This window comes from Polyangium jinanense (assembly GCF_028435365.1).
Genome location: NZ_JAGTJJ010000002.1, coordinates 960,632 through 977,408 on the forward strand (window position 1 = coordinate 960,632; position 16,777 = coordinate 977,408).

The following is a 16,777-nucleotide window of genomic DNA, read 5'->3' on the forward strand; positions in this document are numbered from 1 at the left end:
GGATCAATGACGAAGGCGATCGAGCTCGTGATGCAATTCGACGTCCTGCCCGATGCGCAAGCGAAGGTGGCGCGCGGCGTTCTGGAAGAAGAGGGCAAGGCCCGCGAGCACCTCGTCGTGCTCTTGAGCGGCGCGCACGCGTACGGGTTCGCCTCGCCCGACAGCGATCTCGATCTGAAGGCGGTGCACGTGGTGTCGACGTCGCTCCTCGTGGGGCTCGAAATGGCGCCGGCCGCGCGGGATCGCATGGAGGTGATCGAGGGGGTGGAAATCGATTACACCTCGAACGAGATCGGCCCCGTGCTCGCCGGGATTCTCGGGGGAAATGGCAATTACGTGGAGCGGATCCTCGGCGCGCCCGCGCTCGTGAAGAGCCCGCTGCTCGAAGGGCTGCGCCCACTCGTGCGCGCGGCGCTGTCGCGGCGCGTGTTCCGGCATTACGCGGGGTTTGCCCAGAACCAGCGCAAGGCGGCCGAGGAGGAGGGCGGGACGACGGCGAAGCGCGTGCTTTACGTGCTGCGCACGGCGCTGACGGGGACGCACCTGCTTCGCGCGGGCGAGGTGGTGACGGACGTGGCGCGGCTGTTCCCCGAATACGGGTTCGAGGAGGCGAACGCGCTCGTCACGATGAAGCGCGCGGGGGAACGAACGAAGCTGTCCGCGAAGGAAGCGAAGCGATTCCGCGAGAGCCTCGACCGGGCGATGCGGATGCTCGAAGAGGCGCGTGACAAATCGGTCCTGCCCGAGATACCCAAGGACGAGGCGTTCCGCGCGCTCTCGGCCTGGCTCATCGCGCTTCGCAAAGAGCGATTCTGAGGCGTTTCAGCCGCGCGCCTTTCCCGCCCGCACGAGCCGTCCCGGCCGCGCTCCCGTGAATCGACCTTTCTCTACGATGACCTCGCCGGCCACGAGCGTCGCCACGTAGCCCTCCGCCTGCTGCATGAGGCGCTGCCCGCCGGCCGGCAGGTCGCGCTGCATGAAGGGGGACCGGAGGCGCAGGTTGTCGAAATCGACGATGTTGATGTCCGCCCGCTGCCCCGGCTTCAAGGTGCCGCGATCGGCGAAACCGAGGAACCGCGCGGTGTCGTGCGCCTGCATTTTCACGAGGCGTTCGACGGGGATCTTGCCCTCGGCCCGGTCGCGGGCCCAGTGCGTGAGCAGGAACGTCGGAAAGCTCGCGTCGCAAATGGTGCCTACGTGCGCGCCGCCGTCGCCGAGACCCGGCAGCGAGAGCGGGTGCAGGAGCATGCGGCGAACCACGTCGAGGTTCATTTCGGTGTAGTTGTAGAGCGGGAAATAAAGGAGCGCGCGGCCGTCCTGTTCGAGCATCGCGTCGTAGATGACCGAGAGGAGCGGCTGGCCCCCGCGCGTCGCGTCGCCCGCGAGGCTCGTGAGCCCGGACGGCTCGTAATTCGGCGATTCGCCGAGTCGGAAGAGGCGCATCGCCACGAACCGCGGGTTTGCCAGGAAAAAGTCCGCGAGCGGCGGCAAGGGGCTGCCATCGCCGGCGACCTTTCCGCTCTTCTCCGAGAGGAGCCGGGCGCGGAAGGCGGGATCACGCATCTGCGCGACACGCGCTTCGAGCGGCAAGGAGGCGATTTCCTTGTAGCTCGGGAAGCCCATGAACGGGTGGAACGTGGCCGTGAGGCCGAGCAAGACGCCAATGGGGCGCGCCGCGACCTGGCAACGAATGTCCCGGCCGGCGAGGGCGGCGCGCTCGGCGCGCTCGTAAATGCGCTCCCATTGCCGCGGGGCATGGTCGCGTTGCATGGTGGAAACGCTGAGCGGGCGGCCGGAGGCCTCGGCCATCCGTTCGAGCAGGTCGAACTCGGCCGGAAAAATCTCCTCGCCGCGGAACATGTCGAAATCGCTGACGGCCTGGATGACGCCGTGCGAGAGGCCGGCGAAGGCGCGAGCGATGCCGGAGAGTTCGCCCTCGCGCGCCTCGGAGCCGGGGGTCGGTTTGCCCCGGGCGCTCCTGTGGTTGTCGGTGCGGCCCGTGGAGAAGCCCGCCGCGCCGGCGAGGAGCGCCTCCCGGAGGAGCGCGCGCATGGATTCGATGTCGGATTCGGTCGCGCTCTCCTCGGCGACGGCGCGTTCGCCCATCACGTACACCCGCAGGGCGTCGTGCGGGACCTGGCAAACGAAATCGATCGCGCGTGGCCTCTTTTCGAGGACGTCCATGTACTCGGAAAAACTTTCCCAGCCCCAGGTGAGGCCCTCGGCGAGGGCGCTGCCGGGGATGTCCTCGACGCCCTCCATGAGCTCGACGAGCTTTTCGTGGTCGCTCGGCCGCACGGGCGCGAATCCGACGCCGCAATTGCCCATCACGCAGGTCGTGACCCCGTGCAGCGACGAGGGCGCGAGCTCCTCGTCCCAGGAGATCTGGCCGTCGTAGTGCGTGTGGATATCCAGAAAGCCTGGGATCACCAGGGCACCGTGGGCCGAGATCGTGCGCGCGGCGCTCTCGGCGCAGTCGCCGACGTCGACGATCTTGCCGTCCTTGATGCCGATATCGCCGGAGAAGCGCGGCGCGCCCGTGCCGTCGACGAGGGTGCCGCCCACGATCTTGACGTCGTACATGGCGCCGATCATCGGCCGAAGCCCGAGGCCCTGGCAAGCGCATTCGGACCCGGCGCGCGAGGGACGCGTCTCGGACGGAGGGGCCGCGGGGGAGCGAGGTTTCGGCCTCGCTCCCCGGAGCCGGGCTCTTTATCGGCCGCGGATGCGATCGACGAGCTCGGTGCGGATCTGCGGGTTGTGGCTGCCGCGCGGGATTCGGTCGGGCACGATGATCGCGTAATCGGGGTGGTCCCATTGCGACCGGTCGGTCCAGGCGCTCGAGGTCACGCCGAATCGCTCGCCCTGCCACTTGCCCTTGAGGTCGTAGGTGTACTCGCGCGAGTCCTCGATCGTGCCCACGAAATTGCGATCTTCGACGTGCGGGCTCGCAAGGAAGAGCCAGGTGCGGACGTGCGCGACGGTGCTGTCGTCCTCGTCCTTTTCGACCCGCGTGATCGCCTTCCACGCCGGCTCGTTCCACACCTCGGGGCCCGCGTCCTCGTCGATGATGAAGGCGCGTTTGCGGCCGATGAGCTCGGTCTCGATGACCCGGTGCAGCTCGTGGGGCCGGACGTCCTCGTAGACGTCGTCCCATTCACCGTCGAATCGGGTGCCGACGAGCGTGAGCGGCGGGACCTTCTCGTATGTCTTGAGAAGGAGCGCCTTCAGGTCGCCGACCGAGAACGTCACCTCGCCGTGCGTCACGGAGCGTGTCGGCTCGGGCTCGAGGATGGACGCCAGGGCCCACGCGTCGCAGAGACCCGACCACGAGGCCGCGCGCGGCTGGTAGAGCTCCTTGCGCTCGTAGGCCGCGGCCGACGTGCGCGTATTGCCGGCTTTCTCCGCCCAGACGTCGTATTTCTCGAGCGTCGAGGCCTCGCCGTTTTTCCCCTGGAACAAGGTGTCCTCCCAGAGCGGATACCACCAGGACGACCAGGGTTTTCTCGTCGCTTCCGCCGTGCGCTCTCCCTTCTCGACCCAGAAGAGGGGCTGACCCGCTACCGAGCCACCGGTGCCGCTGCCGCCGGTTCCACCACTGCCGCCGGTGCCGCTGCCGCCGGTTCCGCCACCGCCGCTTCCGTCGCTGCCTCCATGTCCGCCTGTATTGTCCGGACAATCCTCGACCGGCTCGCAATCCGGTTCGCCGCCGCCGGTGGTCGTGGTGCCGACGACGCCGCAACCGGCGCCTACGAGGCCGATCACGAGGATGGTAGAGGTCGTCACGATGCGAATCGCCATGAGCCGTCTCCTTGGATGTTTGTCCCGGAATGCTCAGGGGATTTTTAAAAAGGCCAGGCGGCCGGGCCACGCGGCCCGGCCGCCTGACGAGCGCGCTCACTTCATGTCAGCGCGACTTCTTCACCGCGACTTGTTGCCGCCCGCGAGGCCCGGGAGCCTCGGGAGCTGCCCGCCGATGCTCGGACGCACGCCGCCGATCTGCCCGCCCGGGAGCGACGGCTGCATGCCGCCCGGCTGCGACGGCTGCGCGCCGCCCGGCTGCGACGGCTGCGCGCCGCCCGGCTGCGCCTTGCCGCCATTCTGCACCGGAGCCACCGGCGCCGCCGGGGCCTTCGGGGGCTCATTCACGAGCGCGGGCGCCGCGCACATGTCGTACACGCGACCCGTCGCGGTGCGCGTGGCGAGCTGCTGGTTGCCCTTGACCGCGGTGTCGAGGCGGGCCTTGCAGAAGTCGTTCATGTTGCCCTGGAAGTTCTGGATCTCCTGGCACGAGAGCGAGAAGCTCTGCGTATGGGAGACCTGGACCTCCCTGAAGCGCGGGCACATCGTCTGCGAGATGCCATTCTCCACCGATTGGTCCTGCCGGATGACGTAATACTTGTCCGAGCTCAGCGACGCCGTGATCTGCCGCGAGTTATCCATTTCCACGCGGTCGGTCTGCTCGGCCTCCCAGACGAGCTGGGTATCCTCGCAGGTCAGCCGGATGGCATTCGGCTGGCGCTGGCTCTGGAACGCCGCGGGATTCTGACAGGCCGACTGGAGCTGCTGCCACGAGAGCTGCTTGAGCCCCGCGTTCTGACCAGCCCCCGTCTCCGCGAAAGCCGTGGCGCCGAGAGCGAAGGTCGAGACGAGAGCGGCGGCTGCGATATGCTTGAGCATGGGATCCTCCTCCACTTCGTGTCGCGTTCCGAGACCGGGCGAGCGCGCCTCGGCCGGCTTCGTTCACGCAGCCAGGACCCATTGCAAGGCTCCTGCCGTCCCCGGTCCCGAGCGCACTTCAGCGTGAATTCGTGGCGCCGACGCTTCCGAGGCGAGATCCGTCCGATCCGGACGGATACAGGGAGCGGGCGTCTTCCCGCACATGACCGGCACGGACCGTCACGCCCGACCGATAAGGAGTCCCCCAGGCGTCCGTCCGTGCAGGGAAGCATCGCCCGTCCCTGCACACCACGGCCCATTCGTCAGTGACGGAACCAACGGGGGGTCATTCGTCGCTTCATCGAGGAAAATCGCGGTACTTGCGGAGGCGTGGGGCGGGCGACAGGCCGGAGAACCTGCACTCGACGAGGGCTCGCGAAAAGCGGGCGTCGATTCTGTCCATCTTGCCGTTCCTTCGTGATCCGGTGCAAGATGGTCACTCGGGCCGGGGCACGCGGGAGAGAGGTGGAGTCCATGTTCTCGATGGATGGCATTCCCTTCGCGCCGGGAACCTCTCCCTTTCGCTGCAAAGGCGTGCTTTACGTGGACACGCTCGATTTCCTCGACGAGAACGTGCGCGGCGGGCGCGCCGTCGTCCTCGATCGGGTGACGAATGCCGCACTGCGTGAATTTCTCGGCCGCCCGTTCGTGGTCGGGGGCTGGTACGATCTGTTTCCGCTGCTCGCGATGCACGGATCGGCGTCCGTGGTGATGGCGCAGCCGTTTCTGGAGATGATTCGAATGGTGTCGCGGGCGCGGATTCCGCGGCAGTTCACGAAGCTCTACAGGTTTCTGCTCAAGATGGCGTCGCCCGAAATGACCATGCGAAACCTGTCTCGCATCGTCGGCGCGTATTACGATTTCGTGCGCGTGGACGTGGCGGAGGTCCGGCCGAAGACGTTCGTGTTGAGCGCCTCCGGGGTCCCTTCGATCGCGGCGCCGGCCTACATGGTGGCGACGGAGTTCGGGGTCGTGCACGCGCTCGAGCTCGCGGGCGCGCGGCGGGTGCGGCATCGGTGGCTTTCCCAGGTACCAGAGGGGCGCGCGCACGGGATGGACGTGGTGCGCGTGCGGCGCGAGGTGAGCTGGGAGTAGCGCATCGAATGGTTCGATGCTGCGAGATCGCGTAGCGAGCTCGCCTCGGGGGGTGAATCGACCGGGCTTTGCCCGGACGAGAGGGGGACGCGAGGCGTCCCCCTCGGGACGAGAACGTCGACAAAAACCCGAAGGTGCGCTAGTCGGTCGGCCGTGGACCTTCTACGCGAGTTCTTCTCCAAGCTGCGCCACCTCGAGGAGCTGCTCACCTGGGGCGGCTACCCGGTGCTCATGGCCATCATCTTCGCCGAGACCGGGCTCCTCGTGGGATTCTTCCTTCCGGGCGACTCTCTGCTCGTGACGGCGGGCGTGCTCGTCAACGCGGATCTGATCAACCCGCTCAAGCTCCCGACCTTCTCGAACCTCCTGCTCTTGAACGCCGTGCTCTGCGTCATGGCGATCGTGGGCGATACGGTGGGCTACTCGATCGGCTACAAGGCGGGCCCGAAGCTCTTCAACCGGGAGCAAAGCCTGTTTTTCCGGCGCGACTACCTCGTGGCCACGCAGAAGTTCTACGAGAAGCACGGCGGCAAGACGATCGTGCTCGCCCGCTTCATGCCGTTCGCCCGCACGTTCGCGCCCGTCGTCGCCGGCATCGGCGCGATGAGTTATCGCCGCTTCATCATGTTCAACGTGTTCGGCGGCATCGGCTGGGTCGTATCGATGACGTTCCTCGGCTACTTCCTCGGCAAGGTGCTCGGCGCGAAGCAGATCGAGAAGGTCGTTTACCTGATCATCGTGATTTCGGTTCTGCCGCCCATCATCGGGGCAATCCGGACGCACCTCGCCTCGAAGAAGGCGGCGGCCGCGGAGAACGCGAAGTCCTCGTAATTCAACTCGGGAGCGGCTCGGGGACGACACGCATGGAGATGCCGTCCCGGGGCCGGAGCGTGATTCCCGGCTCGGGCTCGATGGTCTGTCCGGGAATGAGGTCGAGGCGGACGCGGCGCAGGATCGTGGCGAGCACGAGCGTCCCCTCGACCATGGCGAAGCTCGATCCGATGCACTGGCGCGCGCCGCCGCCGAACGGAAAATAAGCAAAACGCGGCATCCGGGCGAGCGCGCCGCCGGCGAAACGGTCGGGATCGAACCCTTCCGGGTTCTCCCAGTACGCGGTGTGGCGGTGGGTGACGTAGGGGCTCAAGAGGACGAGGGAATCCCTGGGGATCGTATACCCAGCGACGATATCGTCCTCGGCCGCGCGTCGGGAAATCATCCACGCCGGCGGATAGAGGCGCATCGATTCCTGAAAGACGCGGCCGACGAGGTCGAGGGCGGCGAGGTCTCCGAAGTCGGGGAGGCGATCGCCGAGAACACGGAAAACCTCGGCGCGGGCGCGGCGCCGGACGTCGGGGTGCGTGGAGAGCAGATAAAAGGTCCAGGCGAGCGCGTTCGCCGTGGTCTCGTGGCCCGCGGCGAACATGGTCATGACCTCGTCGCGGAGCTGGCGGTCGGTCATTCCTTCGCCTGTTTCGGGGTCACGCGCGGCCATGAGCATGGAGACGAGGTCGGTGCCGGTCTCGCGCGCCTTGCGGCGGTGCTCGATGATGCGGAGGACCTCGCGGTCGAGGACGGCGACGGCCTCGAGGAATCGCCGATTGTCGGGGGTGGGCACGCTGCGGGGGATCTTGAGGATCCGCGTGAGGTTCTTGCGCGTGTCCTCGAGGATGAAGTCGAGGGCGCCCGCGGTCGCGGCGGCGTCGATGGGCACGTCGGTGCCGAGCAGGGTCTCGGTGACGATCCGCAAAGCGAGGCGCATCATCTCGTCGGCGACGTCGACGGGCGCGTCGGGGCGAGGCCTGCGCATCCAGCCGTCGACGAGCTCGTCGGCGGCGCGGACCATGACGCCGGCGAACGCGGCGATGCGTTGCTTGTGAAAGGCCGGCTGCGCAATGCGGCGCTGCCGGCGCCAGAAGTCGCCCTCGCTCGTGAGCAAGCCGTTGCCGAGGACCGGGCGGATCGCGTCGAGGCCGGGGGTTTGCTTGGTAAAACGTTCGGCCGCGTCGACGAAGACGTACTTGATGTGGTCGGGGTGGCGGAGGAGGTGGGCTACGTGCCGCGGGCCAGGGCCGAATTGAAAGCGGACGACGTCGCCGTAGGTATCGGCGGCGTCGAGGAAGATACGGATGCGATCGTGGCGAAGCGCGGGGAGGTTGCCGAGGAGCGGCACACCCGGAGGTCCCGGCGCGAAGGCGGCGGAGGGCGAGCGCGAGGCGGAGGCAGTCGTCACGGGAGCAGCGTAGCAGCGAGGGCACGTCGCGGGGAGATCCGGTGTAAGATGCCGCTATGCGAGCGCAATCGATCCTGATTTTGGTGGTTTTTGCAGCCGGCCTGTCCGCCGTCGTCACGGCCTGCAGCAACGAGGGCGATGGGACCGCCGGGAGCGGGGCGTCCGGCGCGGGAACGGGTGCGTCCGGGGGCGGAGGCGGGAGCGGGGGCGGGAGCGGCGGCGGCGGCGGAATCGGGGGCGGGAGCGGCGGCGGAGGCGGAAGCGCGAGCGGAAGCGGAAGCGGCGGCGGAAGCGGCGGCGGGAGCGCAAGCGCGAGCAGTAGCAGCGGCAGCGGCGGCGCGGGGGGCGGCAATGGCGTGGGCGCGCCGTGCAATGGGGGCGTCGGCGGGTGTGATCCGGGTCTTTATTGCAATGCGCCGGGGTGCGGGGCGGGCGTTTGCGCGCAGAAGCCGCCGCCGGGGCTGCAATCGCAGGACCCCGACCTCGTGTGCGGGTGCGACGGCGTCACGTACTGGAATGCGGACATCGCCAAGGTGCTCGGGTCGAGCGTGAAATCGGCGGGCGCCTGCCCCGCGGCCGAGGCGGTGGCCTGCGATCCGCAGACGCCTTGCCCCGGGGGGCGTCATTGCAATCGTATGGTCGCGACGGCGAACGCCTGTTCACCCATGGCCATGGGCGTTTGCTGGGGCATGCCCATTTCGTGTTCCGTGACCGGGGCGAAGGCGAAGGGCTGCGCCGGTGGGACGTGCTTCGATCAGTGCAGCCTGATCCATAGCCAGAATCCCTGGTACGACGATGGCGGCTGCCCCTGAGGCAGAAGGCGGGGAGGGAAGCGAGGCGCGCCGACGCGGTTACTGCGTCGTGATCGCCTTGAGGTCGAGCATCTCCTCGACGCTCGGCACCACGATGAGGTCGCAGCGGCGGTTCTTTTGGCGACCCTCGTCCGTGTCGTTCGACGCGATCGGGTCCGTGTCGCCGAAGCCGGCGGCGCTCCACTTCGCGGTCGGCATGTTGCCGCCCTTCTCGCTCACGAGGTAGAGCAACACCTCGCGCGCGCGCATCAGCGACAGGCCCCAGTTGTCGCGGAAGATGCCGCCTGCGAGGGGCTTGTTGTCCGTGTGCCCGGCGACCTGGTAGTCGCGGCCGAGCAGCGAGGCGTCGTTCTTGACGATGTTCGCGACCTTCAAGAGGATCTCCTGACCCTCTTTCTTCAGCGTCTCGCGGCCCGAGTCGAAGAGCACGTCGCCGGGGAGCGAGATGACCATGCGGTTCTTGCGGATGTTCACCGCGAGGCCGAGTTTCGTGAGCTCGTCGAGCTTCTTGCGCAGCATCTCGAAGCGCGCCTTGATCTGCTCGAGCTGCTTGGCGCGCGCCTTGTACTCGGCGAGCGCCTTCTCGCGCTCCTCGAGCGTCGAGCTCAGCGCCGACACCTTCGTCGCCGACGCCTGCAGGCTCTCGTTCAGCTTGCTGATGTCGACGCCGGCGTCCGCGAGCTTCTTCGTCAGGTCCGAGACCTTCGCCTGCTCCGCCGCGAGCTCCTCGGCGAGCTTCTTTTGCGCGGCCGCCGCGGCCTGCTCGCTCGCGTTCTTGTCGGCCAGGAGCTGGTTGTACTTGCCGAGCTGCGCCTGCCACTCTTCCTCGGAATACCCGCAGCCGCTCACAGCGAGCGCCGCGGCGAGCGTGGAGGCAGCAAGGATGCGCACGTTCATGACATTCTCCCCGGTGCATCCCAGGGGAAAATACGTCCCTGGGACGAGCAATCCTTGAACCGTAGCGAGGTCGTCCGTCCCGCGAAAGTCCATTCCGCCAGAAGCCCCGGGCGGATCCCGCGGACTCGGCCTTTCATGTAGGGATTCTTGCTTCGAAGACCCGGGGAACCCCCTGCCTCCCGGTTCCGGTCTACGCCCGAGTCGTGATCTTGCTCGCTTGCCGCACCCGCGAAGGACAAACCAGCGGCGTCGAGACAGACAAACCAGGCACCGGGAAGACAAACCGGGCGGACCCGGGATCCTCCGCGGGATCACGCCGATCTCGGTCGCATACATCCCTTCCCTGACAGAGGCGGGAAAGTCCTCGAACCAACGGCCTTGACTGCCCGATGGCTCGCTTATTCCCGATGCGCCAGATCGTTCGCGTTCGCCGGGACCGAGTTCGTCCCGGCCCGGTCGCGCCGCCGCGCAGGCAGAAGGAAGGCGTGGTGGCGACGCCGCGCGACTCCGGCCGCGCCGCCGCGTGAGAAGACCCAACCGCCGGAGGAGGTCCGATGCGATCCGTCCGTCCGAGTTTCATCGCTTCCGTGATCGTCTGCGCCTCGCTCGGGGCCCGCGCGGCCCACGCCGCCCCACTCCCGTCGCCCGTGGACACGCTCGCCGACGTGCTGCGACAAACCGCCGCCGTGATCGAAGGCGACGTCGAGGACGTGAGCTTCCATTTCGACGAGGTGGAAGGGCCGCGGACGGTCGCGACCGTGAAGAACGTGTTCGTCCACCTGGGATCGCTCGGCAAGTCGCCGCCGAGCTCGCTCCAGATCCGCTCGTTCGGCGGGTACCTGCCCGACGGTCGGGAGATCGTCGCGACACACGTGCCCGAGCTCGCCACGGGCAAACGGTACTTCCTGTTTCTGCGCAACACCGAGTGGACGCTGTCGCCGATCGCCTTCGGGCACGTGTTCCGCCTGGACACCGTGGGGAAGAAGCGCGCGCTCGTGGACGCCTACGGGCGGCTCGTCGCAGGCGTGGGCGCGACGGAGATCCTGCCCGGACCACTGCTCTGGACGCGGCCGAGCGGCGCGGTCGATGCTTCGACGCCGCCGCGGCTCTCGACGTGGATCACGGAGGCGGACGTGGATCGAGCCCTCGACGCCGTGGAGCTCGCCGAGGCGCTGCGCATGTTCGCCCGCGCGACCGGCGCGTGGCCGCACGGATCGTTCTCGCCCGCGCCGATGTCGGCCGGCCCGTGGCGGCGCGTGACGACGTGGCGCGCGCCCACGCCCACGGAGAGCCCCGCGAGCACCGAGGGTCTGCTCGCGTGCTTCGACCCGCCCGTGGGCCTCTCCGACACGTCGACGAAGGAGCTCGCCGTGTGTGAAGACGGAGGTGCGCCGTGATGCGCATGCATCCGTTGATCGTCGCTGCGTGCTTGGTCCTCGCGTGCCTCTTGCTCACGAGCCACGCCGAGGCGTTCCGCTTCCTCACGTGCAACGGCAAGAACGTCCGGTGGAAGTCGCCGTTCGGGCTCGTGCAGAACCTCTGCAGCATCCCGTCGGGATCGAGCCAGGCGAAGGCTTACGCCGCGGCGATCGGGCAGTGGCGTGGCGTCGGCGGCATGCAGGACGCCGTCTACCACTACGGATCCTGGTCCGCGGCCCACTGCTGGGTGGATCTCGACGACGGCTGGAACGATGTGGCGCTCGTCGAGGCGTCGAGCATCGACGGCTCGCTCGGGACGACGGTGATCGTGCGCAGCTGCGATCAGATCGACGAGGTGAACGTGCTGCTCGCGAACCTGTCGACGCAGAGCTTCGACAACCCCGACGAGGCGTTTGCCTCGGGCGCTTGCCCGTACAGCCCGACGCGGACGGGCAGGTCCACGTTCCTCCACGAGCTCGGCCACGCGCACGGTTTGTCGATCTCGTCCCCGGGAGGCGCCGACAACCACACGCTCGACTTCACGGTCATGCGGCCCTCGCCGCCCGTGCCGCTCGGCGGCGGGCCGAGCGCGATGTTCGCGCAGCCCATGCCGGACGACGCGGCCGGCGGGCGCTTCCTGTACCCGTCGACGGTCGGCGAGACGAACCTGATGGCCTCCGCGCAGCGTCTCACGAACGGGAAGATCCAGAGCACGGCCGCGTGGCAGACGATCCAGCGCTGCCGCGGCGACACCTTCTCGTTTCACTTCACCACGGCCAACACCGGGACGAAGAGCGTGGCATCGGACCAGCGCTTCTTCATCGCGACGAGCCCGACCGCGCACGCGTGGGCGGGGATCACGCTCGGGACGTGGTTCGGCGCGACGGTGAACGCGGAGAAGCAGGTCCACCCGAGCGTGACGACCACGGTGCCGTGCGGCACGCCGAAGGGTTTGTACTGGCTCTACCACCAGGTCGACGCGGGCAACGCGGTCGTGGAGAGCTCGGAGAGCGACAACGTCATCCACAACCCGCTCACCATCCAGGTGCTCGACTGCGGGTGCTGAAGCCAGAGGATACGTCGATGAAGGACGAGAAAAACCAGTTCCTGCTGCGCGCATGCGCCGCGTCCGCAGCCCTCTGCACCACGGCCTGCTCGGTGGGTGACGTGAGTGATCTGTTCGCGTTCCGGACGACGGCCGTGGACGACGCCCTCACGATCCGGATGCCCGACGGGCGTGTCTTCCGCGGCGATCCGGCGAGCATCGAGGTGCGCGCGCCGCTGCCGAACGGACCACCGTCGACGGCGTCGGTGACGCTCTCGACGGCCGATCGGCGCGGCTACGGGCTCAGCGTGGCGTTCGACATCAGCACGGATACGCTGCTCGACCAGAGCTTCTCGGTGGCGCTCACCGACGGCTACGGCGGAGGGACGCTCGCGCATCTGTCGCAGAGCGGCGCGCGGATCATCGGCCCGGGGACGCTCTCGCTCCGGACGTCGACCGGCAAGATCACAGGGCAGTTCGAGACGGAGGACGAGACGTTCCCCGCGGGGACGATCGAGGGGCGGTACGAGGTGGTTTGTCTGGTCCTACCGGAGATGCTGGGCATGTCGCCGAACGGCGAGGCCTCGCAGGGGACGTGGATCCTCGTGGAGGACGAGGCGAAGACGAGCAAGTTCTGCCAGACGTTTGCGGGGCTTTAAGGCAAACGTTCGCGGGAGCGCGCGGGGGCAAGCTCGCTCTGGAAGCGCATGCGCCGGAGGGAGCCGTCGACCATGACCGCGAGGCGCTCCATGACGACGCGCTCGTTCGCGTCGCGCGTGGCGAAGACGTACGCGAAGCACTTCTTGGCCCAGCCGCCGAAGGCGAGCACGAAGCCATCGGTGGGCTCGCCGTTCGTGGAATGTGGGCCGAGGAGGACCTCGACCAGGGTGTCGTGATCCGGAGGCACCGCGATGTGCGAGGCCGAGACGAGGCGGCGTCCGTCGCGTGAAGGTAGGTCGCGCCAGGTGCGCGCGCGCGCCTCGCATCGCGCGCGGCTTCCAACTTCGTCCTCGCGCCACGTGCGCACGAGCAGGACCGAGCTCGTCGCCTCGTGCCGAGCCACGAGCCAGCGCTCGGTCCGATCGTCGACACGGAACGCCGAGCCGTCGGGCAGCGGCAAGGAGAGGTCGAAGCGCGCCGAGGTGAACGTCGTGAAGGACGAGGCCGCGGCGATGGCGTCGGGCGCGGGCTTCGGCGCCGCGCTCCCCGCGGAGGGGAGCGGGCGCGGCGGGTTTGTCTGGGGAGAGGGCGCGCTGCCGCAGCCGCAGAGAAGGGCGAGGGCGAGCGCGAAGGGCGCGCGCACGGTCAGACGCGCGTGAGCCACTCGGGGTGCGAGTTGTCCTCGCCCCGCACGATGCCGAAGAAGCGCTGCTGCAGCCTGCGCGTGATCGCGCCGACCTGGCCCTCGCCGATCGTGCGATCATCGACCTCGCGGATCGGCGTGACCTCGGCGGCCGTGCCCGTGAAGAACGCCTCGTCGGCGAGGTAGAGCTGATCACGCGTGATCATCTCCTCCGACGCGGGGATGCCCTCCTCGCGCGCGAGCGTGAGGATCGTGTCGCGCGTGATGCCCTCGAGGATCGAGGCCGAGAGCGGCGGCGTGAGCAGACGGCCGCGGCGCACGATGAAGATGTTCTCGCCCGAGCCCTCGCTGACGTAGCCGTTCGGATCGAGCAGGATCGCCTCGTTGTAGCCGGCGATGCGCGCCTCGCGCTTGGCGAGCGAGCTGTTCGTGTACTGCCCCATCATCTTCGCCTTGGGCAAACCCACGTTGATGTGGTGCCGAGCGAACGCGCTGATCTTCGCGCGGATGCCGCTCTCGGTCGCGCCCTTGCCGAGGTACGCGCCCCAGTGCCATCCGACGACCGTGGTGCGCACGGGGTTGTCGTGCGCGTACACGCCCATCGGCCCGTCGCCCATGTACACGAGCGGGCGGATGTAGCCCTCCTGCATGTCGTTCTGACGGAGGAACTCCACGGTCGCGTCGGCCACTTGCTGCCTGGTGAAACGCGGCTGGATCGCGAGCAGCTTGCAGGTGTCGAAGAGCCGATCGATGTGCTCCTTCAACCGGAACACGTACGTGCCGCCGTCGGTCCTGCGATAGGCGCGGATCCCTTCGAAGGCGCCGAGCCCGTAGTGCAAGGAGTGCGTCAGGATGTGCACCTTGGCGTCGTCCCAGTCGACGAACTCGCCTTCCATCCAGATCTTCTTCAGCTTGTCGACCATCACGCGCTCCTTCGGAGGTTCGTCGTTCCGACGCTTCGTTCGATGCCGCTTCCACCCCGCGTTCGCCGTCCGCTGCGAGGGGGAGTGCGAGAGAGGAACTAGCCCGATCCCGTCAGCGTGCCAAGAGCGCCAGCACGACTCCCGTGCCGCCTTCGTCCTCGGGTGCCGACGCGAACGCGGCCACATGGTGGGCGACCGGACCCTGGCTCAACCACGCCGCAATCTCGCCGCGCAGCACGCCGATGCCGCGCGGCGAGTGGTTCCCCCGACCGTGGATCAAAGCCACGACACGATCACCGTCCGCGCGCCGTTTGCGTACGAACTTCTCTACCTCGCGACGCGCCTCACCTGCGTTCATGCCGTGCAAATCGAGCCGACCATCGACCGTATACGCACCGCGTCGAAGGCGTCGCACCTCGCGCGGATCAACATCGAGCCTGCGTCCTTCGATGCGCTCGCCATCGTCGGTGACCTCGAAGCGAACGCCCTCGGCGACGAGGGAGTGCAGCATGTGACGCGCGTCGGCATCGAGGTCCTTCGTGGCGCGCGGAGCCTTGGATTTCGGCTCGATCGGCGTGGATGAGCGAGGGACGCGCGCCTTGCGATCCTCGAGCGTGCGCACGCCCGCCATGTACATGGCGAACGTCTCGGCGTCGCTCGGTTGCACCTCCGGCTCGGCCTGCTCGTTCGTCAACTGTACAGGTACACGTTGCGACGCCTGCTTCTTCGCGCCGCCTTCCTGTTTCGTCACAGGCGCAGATTTTTCGGCCTTGTCGGCCTTGTCGGCCTTCTCGCCCTTCTCCGCTTTGCCCTTGCGTCCTTTCGACGCGAGCTTCGCGAACGGGCGGAAGAAGGGACTATCGGCCGCCTGTTTGCTCGGCTTCTTCTGCGTCTTCTTGGTGCTGGTCCGCCCGGCTCGCGCCTTCGTCGCCATGAGACAGAACTTCACCCGAGAGCGCCCGTAGCGCAAACCGCACCGACTGAATTCCCGTCAGTTGCCCGTCTTCGAAGTGCCAGTCGGGGTCGTCGAGGTCCGGGAAATCATGAGGATTGCGGATGTCCTCCGGCGTGAGCCCCGGCAAGAGGCGCCGTGCCAAGGAGAGGACCTTCTGCCGCTGGTTCTCCTCCATCGCCTCGACGAGCGAGAGAACGCGTTCGAAGAGCTGCCTTGCATCCGGAGCACTCATGGCGCGGAGCGTAGCAAAAGGGCCGAGGCGCTCACGCCCCCGGATGATCCGAGGTGGGCGCGACCAACGCAGCCATCTCTTGCGTGCGGCGTTGCGCCTCCTCGACGGAGTAGAACATGTGAAGGGCCTCGCGGATGCACGGCAGAGCTCGCCGGATCCCGTCGGCGCCGAGCGCGCTCGCGTCGACGCCGGCGCGGCTGCACGCTTTCGAGAGCACGTTCCGCGCGAGCAGCGGCGAGAGCCCCATCGCCGCGATGACGCGCGCGAGAAGGGGTTTCTCCGAGGCCACGTCGCGCGGTCGTGAAGCGGGCGGCTTCTCGGCGCTCGATGCGCGCGAGGGTGCAGCGCTTGCCTGCGCGGCACGACGGTTGCGGAGGAGGTTGCGGATCCTCGCGCGCACGGCGTCGAGGTTCACGCTCTTGTGGAGAAAGTCGGACGCGCCCGCATCCGTGGCGCGCCGCGCGAGGGCCGGATCCTCGCTCGCCGTGAGCATGACCGTCGGCGTGGACTCGCGGCCCGGCATGCGGCGGAGCCTGCGGAGCGTCTCGATGCCGTCGACGTCGGGCATCACGAGGTCGAGCACCACGCAGTCGACGGACTGCACCGCGAGGAGCTCGAGCGCCTCGACGCCGGAGTGTGCGAGCACGACGTCGTGGCCATCCTCGCGCAGCTTGCAGGCGAGCTCGGTGAGGAACGTGGGGCTGTCGTCGACGGCGAGGATGCGGCGCGCGGCGGCGACGGGACCGGTCTCCTCGCCGCTCGTCCGCTCGCAGAGAGCGCGCGCGCGGCGGACGAGGTAGGTGATGTCGTAGGGTTTGCCCACGTACTCGTCGGCGCCCGTGGTCAACCCCTTCACGCGGTCGCGCACCTCGGCCTCGGTGGAGAGGACGATGACGGGGAGATGGGCGAGCTCGTCGCTTCCGCGGATCATGCCGAGCAGGTCGATGCCGCTGCCATCGGGCAGGATCACGTCGAGCACGGCGAGGGAGAAGGTGCGCTCGCGGAGGGCCTTTTCCGCTTCGCGCTTGGTCTCGCAGGCGGTCACGGAGAAGCCGGCGGCCGAGAGCGCGCCGCGTAGATCCATCCGTACGGTGAGGCTGTCGTCGACCACGAGGACTTGCGGCTTCATCGGACCCCCTTTTCCCCC

17 protein-coding genes are annotated in these 16,777 nt (G+C 68.2%); 7 read left to right on the forward strand and 10 right to left on the reverse strand.

The features are described 5' to 3' along the window. Positions 1-6: 6 nt before the first annotated feature. The gene (locus KEG57_RS08865; RefSeq protein ID WP_272458364.1) at positions 7-816 is read left to right on the forward strand and encodes a nucleotidyltransferase domain-containing protein; all 810 of its coding nucleotides are present in this window, start codon (positions 7-9) and stop codon (positions 814-816) included. A 6-nt stretch (positions 817-822) separates the two neighbouring features. Here KEG57_RS08865 and KEG57_RS08870 read toward each other — a convergent pair whose 3' ends face one another. From KEG57_RS08870 to KEG57_RS08880, 3 genes are all read right to left on the reverse strand, one after another. Then, positions 823-2,583, reverse strand: coding sequence for an N-acyl-D-amino-acid deacylase family protein (locus KEG57_RS08870; protein WP_272458365.1), 1,761 nt, complete (start codon positions 2,581-2,583; stop codon positions 823-825). Positions 2,584-2,712: 129 nt separating this feature from the next. Further along, entirely contained in the window at positions 2,713-3,801 is a 1,089-nt protein-coding gene (locus KEG57_RS08875; protein ID WP_272417635.1) for a hypothetical protein, read from the reverse strand. A 120-nt stretch (positions 3,802-3,921) separates the two neighbouring features. Continuing rightward, entirely contained in the window at positions 3,922-4,680 is a 759-nt protein-coding gene (locus KEG57_RS08880) for a hypothetical protein (RefSeq protein WP_272458366.1), read from the reverse strand. A 513-nt stretch (positions 4,681-5,193) separates the two neighbouring features. Between KEG57_RS08880 and KEG57_RS08885 the strand changes: the two genes are divergently transcribed. Continuing rightward, positions 5,194-5,814, forward strand: coding sequence for a hypothetical protein (locus KEG57_RS08885; RefSeq protein ID WP_272417637.1), 621 nt, complete (start codon positions 5,194-5,196; stop codon positions 5,812-5,814). 153 nt (positions 5,815-5,967) lie between these two features. Continuing rightward, on the forward strand, positions 5,968-6,645 hold the full coding sequence (locus tag KEG57_RS08890) for a VTT domain-containing protein (RefSeq protein ID WP_272417638.1): 678 nt from the start codon (positions 5,968-5,970) through the stop codon (positions 6,643-6,645). Between the two features lies 1 nt (position 6,646). Here KEG57_RS08890 and KEG57_RS08895 read toward each other — a convergent pair whose 3' ends face one another. After that, positions 6,647-8,044 (reverse strand): cytochrome P450, encoded by a 1,398-nt coding sequence (locus tag KEG57_RS08895; RefSeq protein WP_272417639.1) that lies wholly within the window; start codon positions 8,042-8,044, stop codon positions 6,647-6,649. A gap of 56 nt (positions 8,045-8,100) precedes the next feature. Here KEG57_RS08895 and KEG57_RS08900 point away from each other — a divergent pair, with 56 nt between their 5' ends. Beyond that, a complete protein-coding gene (locus KEG57_RS08900) occupies positions 8,101-8,856 on the forward strand; it encodes a hypothetical protein (RefSeq protein WP_272417640.1) in 756 nt (251 codons plus the stop codon). 39 nt (positions 8,857-8,895) lie between these two features. Here the strand turns inward: KEG57_RS08900 and KEG57_RS08905 are convergent, their stop codons facing one another. Then, the gene (locus tag KEG57_RS08905) at positions 8,896-9,753 is read right to left on the reverse strand and encodes an OmpA family protein (RefSeq protein ID WP_272417641.1); all 858 of its coding nucleotides are present in this window, start codon (positions 9,751-9,753) and stop codon (positions 8,896-8,898) included. 554 nt (positions 9,754-10,307) lie between these two features. Here KEG57_RS08905 and KEG57_RS08910 point away from each other — a divergent pair. From KEG57_RS08910 to KEG57_RS08920, 3 genes are read left to right on the forward strand one after another with little or no spacing between them, the layout of a single operon-like run. Beyond that, positions 10,308-11,150, forward strand: a complete 843-nt coding sequence (locus KEG57_RS08910) for a hypothetical protein (RefSeq protein ID WP_272417642.1) — start codon at positions 10,308-10,310, stop codon at positions 11,148-11,150. Further along, on the forward strand, positions 11,147-12,238 hold the full coding sequence (locus KEG57_RS08915) for a hypothetical protein (protein WP_272458367.1): 1,092 nt from the start codon (positions 11,147-11,149) through the stop codon (positions 12,236-12,238). Before KEG57_RS08910 ends, KEG57_RS08915 begins: the two co-directional genes overlap by 4 nt. 17 nt (positions 12,239-12,255) lie before the next feature. Then, positions 12,256-12,876: a hypothetical protein gene (locus KEG57_RS08920; RefSeq protein WP_272417644.1), complete on the forward strand. Its 621-nt coding sequence runs from the start codon at positions 12,256-12,258 to the stop codon at positions 12,874-12,876. On the opposite strand, the gene KEG57_RS08925 is transcribed toward KEG57_RS08920, so the two are convergent. The 5 genes from KEG57_RS08925 to KEG57_RS08945 all read right to left on the reverse strand — a co-directional run bounded on the left by KEG57_RS08925 (position 12,873) and on the right by KEG57_RS08945 (position 16,759). Then, positions 12,873-13,520, reverse strand: a complete 648-nt coding sequence (locus KEG57_RS08925; protein ID WP_272417645.1) for a hypothetical protein — start codon at positions 13,518-13,520, stop codon at positions 12,873-12,875. The genes KEG57_RS08920 and KEG57_RS08925 overlap by 4 nt on opposite strands. Before the next feature lie 2 nt (positions 13,521-13,522). Beyond that, on the reverse strand, positions 13,523-14,443 hold the full coding sequence (locus KEG57_RS08930) for a branched-chain amino acid transaminase (RefSeq protein WP_272417646.1): 921 nt from the start codon (positions 14,441-14,443) through the stop codon (positions 13,523-13,525). Between the two features lie 112 nt (positions 14,444-14,555). Further along, the gene (locus tag KEG57_RS08935; protein ID WP_272417647.1) at positions 14,556-15,377 is read right to left on the reverse strand and encodes a Smr/MutS family protein; all 822 of its coding nucleotides are present in this window, start codon (positions 15,375-15,377) and stop codon (positions 14,556-14,558) included. Next, entirely contained in the window at positions 15,301-15,630 is a 330-nt protein-coding gene (locus KEG57_RS08940) for a hypothetical protein (RefSeq protein ID WP_272417648.1), read from the reverse strand. The genes KEG57_RS08935 and KEG57_RS08940 overlap by 77 nt, the downstream gene beginning before the upstream one ends. 31 nt (positions 15,631-15,661) lie before the next feature. Beyond that, positions 15,662-16,759, reverse strand: a complete 1,098-nt coding sequence (locus KEG57_RS08945; RefSeq protein WP_272417649.1) for a response regulator — start codon at positions 16,757-16,759, stop codon at positions 15,662-15,664. Positions 16,760-16,777 lie beyond the last annotated feature (18 nt).

Coding starts and splice junctions, on each gene's coding strand:
- KEG57_RS08910 (WP_272417642.1), top strand. CDS start 10,308: ATGCGATCCGTCCGTCCGAGTTTCATCGCTTCCGTGATCGTCTGCGCC.
- KEG57_RS08870 (WP_272458365.1), bottom strand. CDS start 2,583: ATGTACGACGTCAAGATCGTGGGCGGCACCCTCGTCGACGGCACGGGC.
- KEG57_RS08945 (WP_272417649.1), bottom strand. CDS start 16,759: ATGAAGCCGCAAGTCCTCGTGGTCGACGACAGCCTCACCGTACGGATG.
- KEG57_RS08930 (WP_272417646.1), bottom strand. CDS start 14,443: ATGGTCGACAAGCTGAAGAAGATCTGGATGGAAGGCGAGTTCGTCGAC.
- KEG57_RS08880 (WP_272458366.1), bottom strand. CDS start 4,680: ATGCTCAAGCATATCGCAGCCGCCGCTCTCGTCTCGACCTTCGCTCTC.
- KEG57_RS08940 (WP_272417648.1), bottom strand. CDS start 15,630: ATGAGTGCTCCGGATGCAAGGCAGCTCTTCGAACGCGTTCTCTCGCTC.
- KEG57_RS08885 (WP_272417637.1), top strand. CDS start 5,194: ATGTTCTCGATGGATGGCATTCCCTTCGCGCCGGGAACCTCTCCCTTT.
- KEG57_RS08875 (WP_272417635.1), bottom strand. CDS start 3,801: ATGGCGATTCGCATCGTGACGACCTCTACCATCCTCGTGATCGGCCTC.
- KEG57_RS08905 (WP_272417641.1), bottom strand. CDS start 9,753: ATGAACGTGCGCATCCTTGCTGCCTCCACGCTCGCCGCGGCGCTCGCT.
- KEG57_RS08935 (WP_272417647.1), bottom strand. CDS start 15,377: ATGGCGACGAAGGCGCGAGCCGGGCGGACCAGCACCAAGAAGACGCAG.
- KEG57_RS08920 (WP_272417644.1), top strand. CDS start 12,256: ATGAAGGACGAGAAAAACCAGTTCCTGCTGCGCGCATGCGCCGCGTCC.
- KEG57_RS08865 (WP_272458364.1), top strand. CDS start 7: ATGACGAAGGCGATCGAGCTCGTGATGCAATTCGACGTCCTGCCCGAT.
- KEG57_RS08900 (WP_272417640.1), top strand. CDS start 8,101: ATGCGAGCGCAATCGATCCTGATTTTGGTGGTTTTTGCAGCCGGCCTG.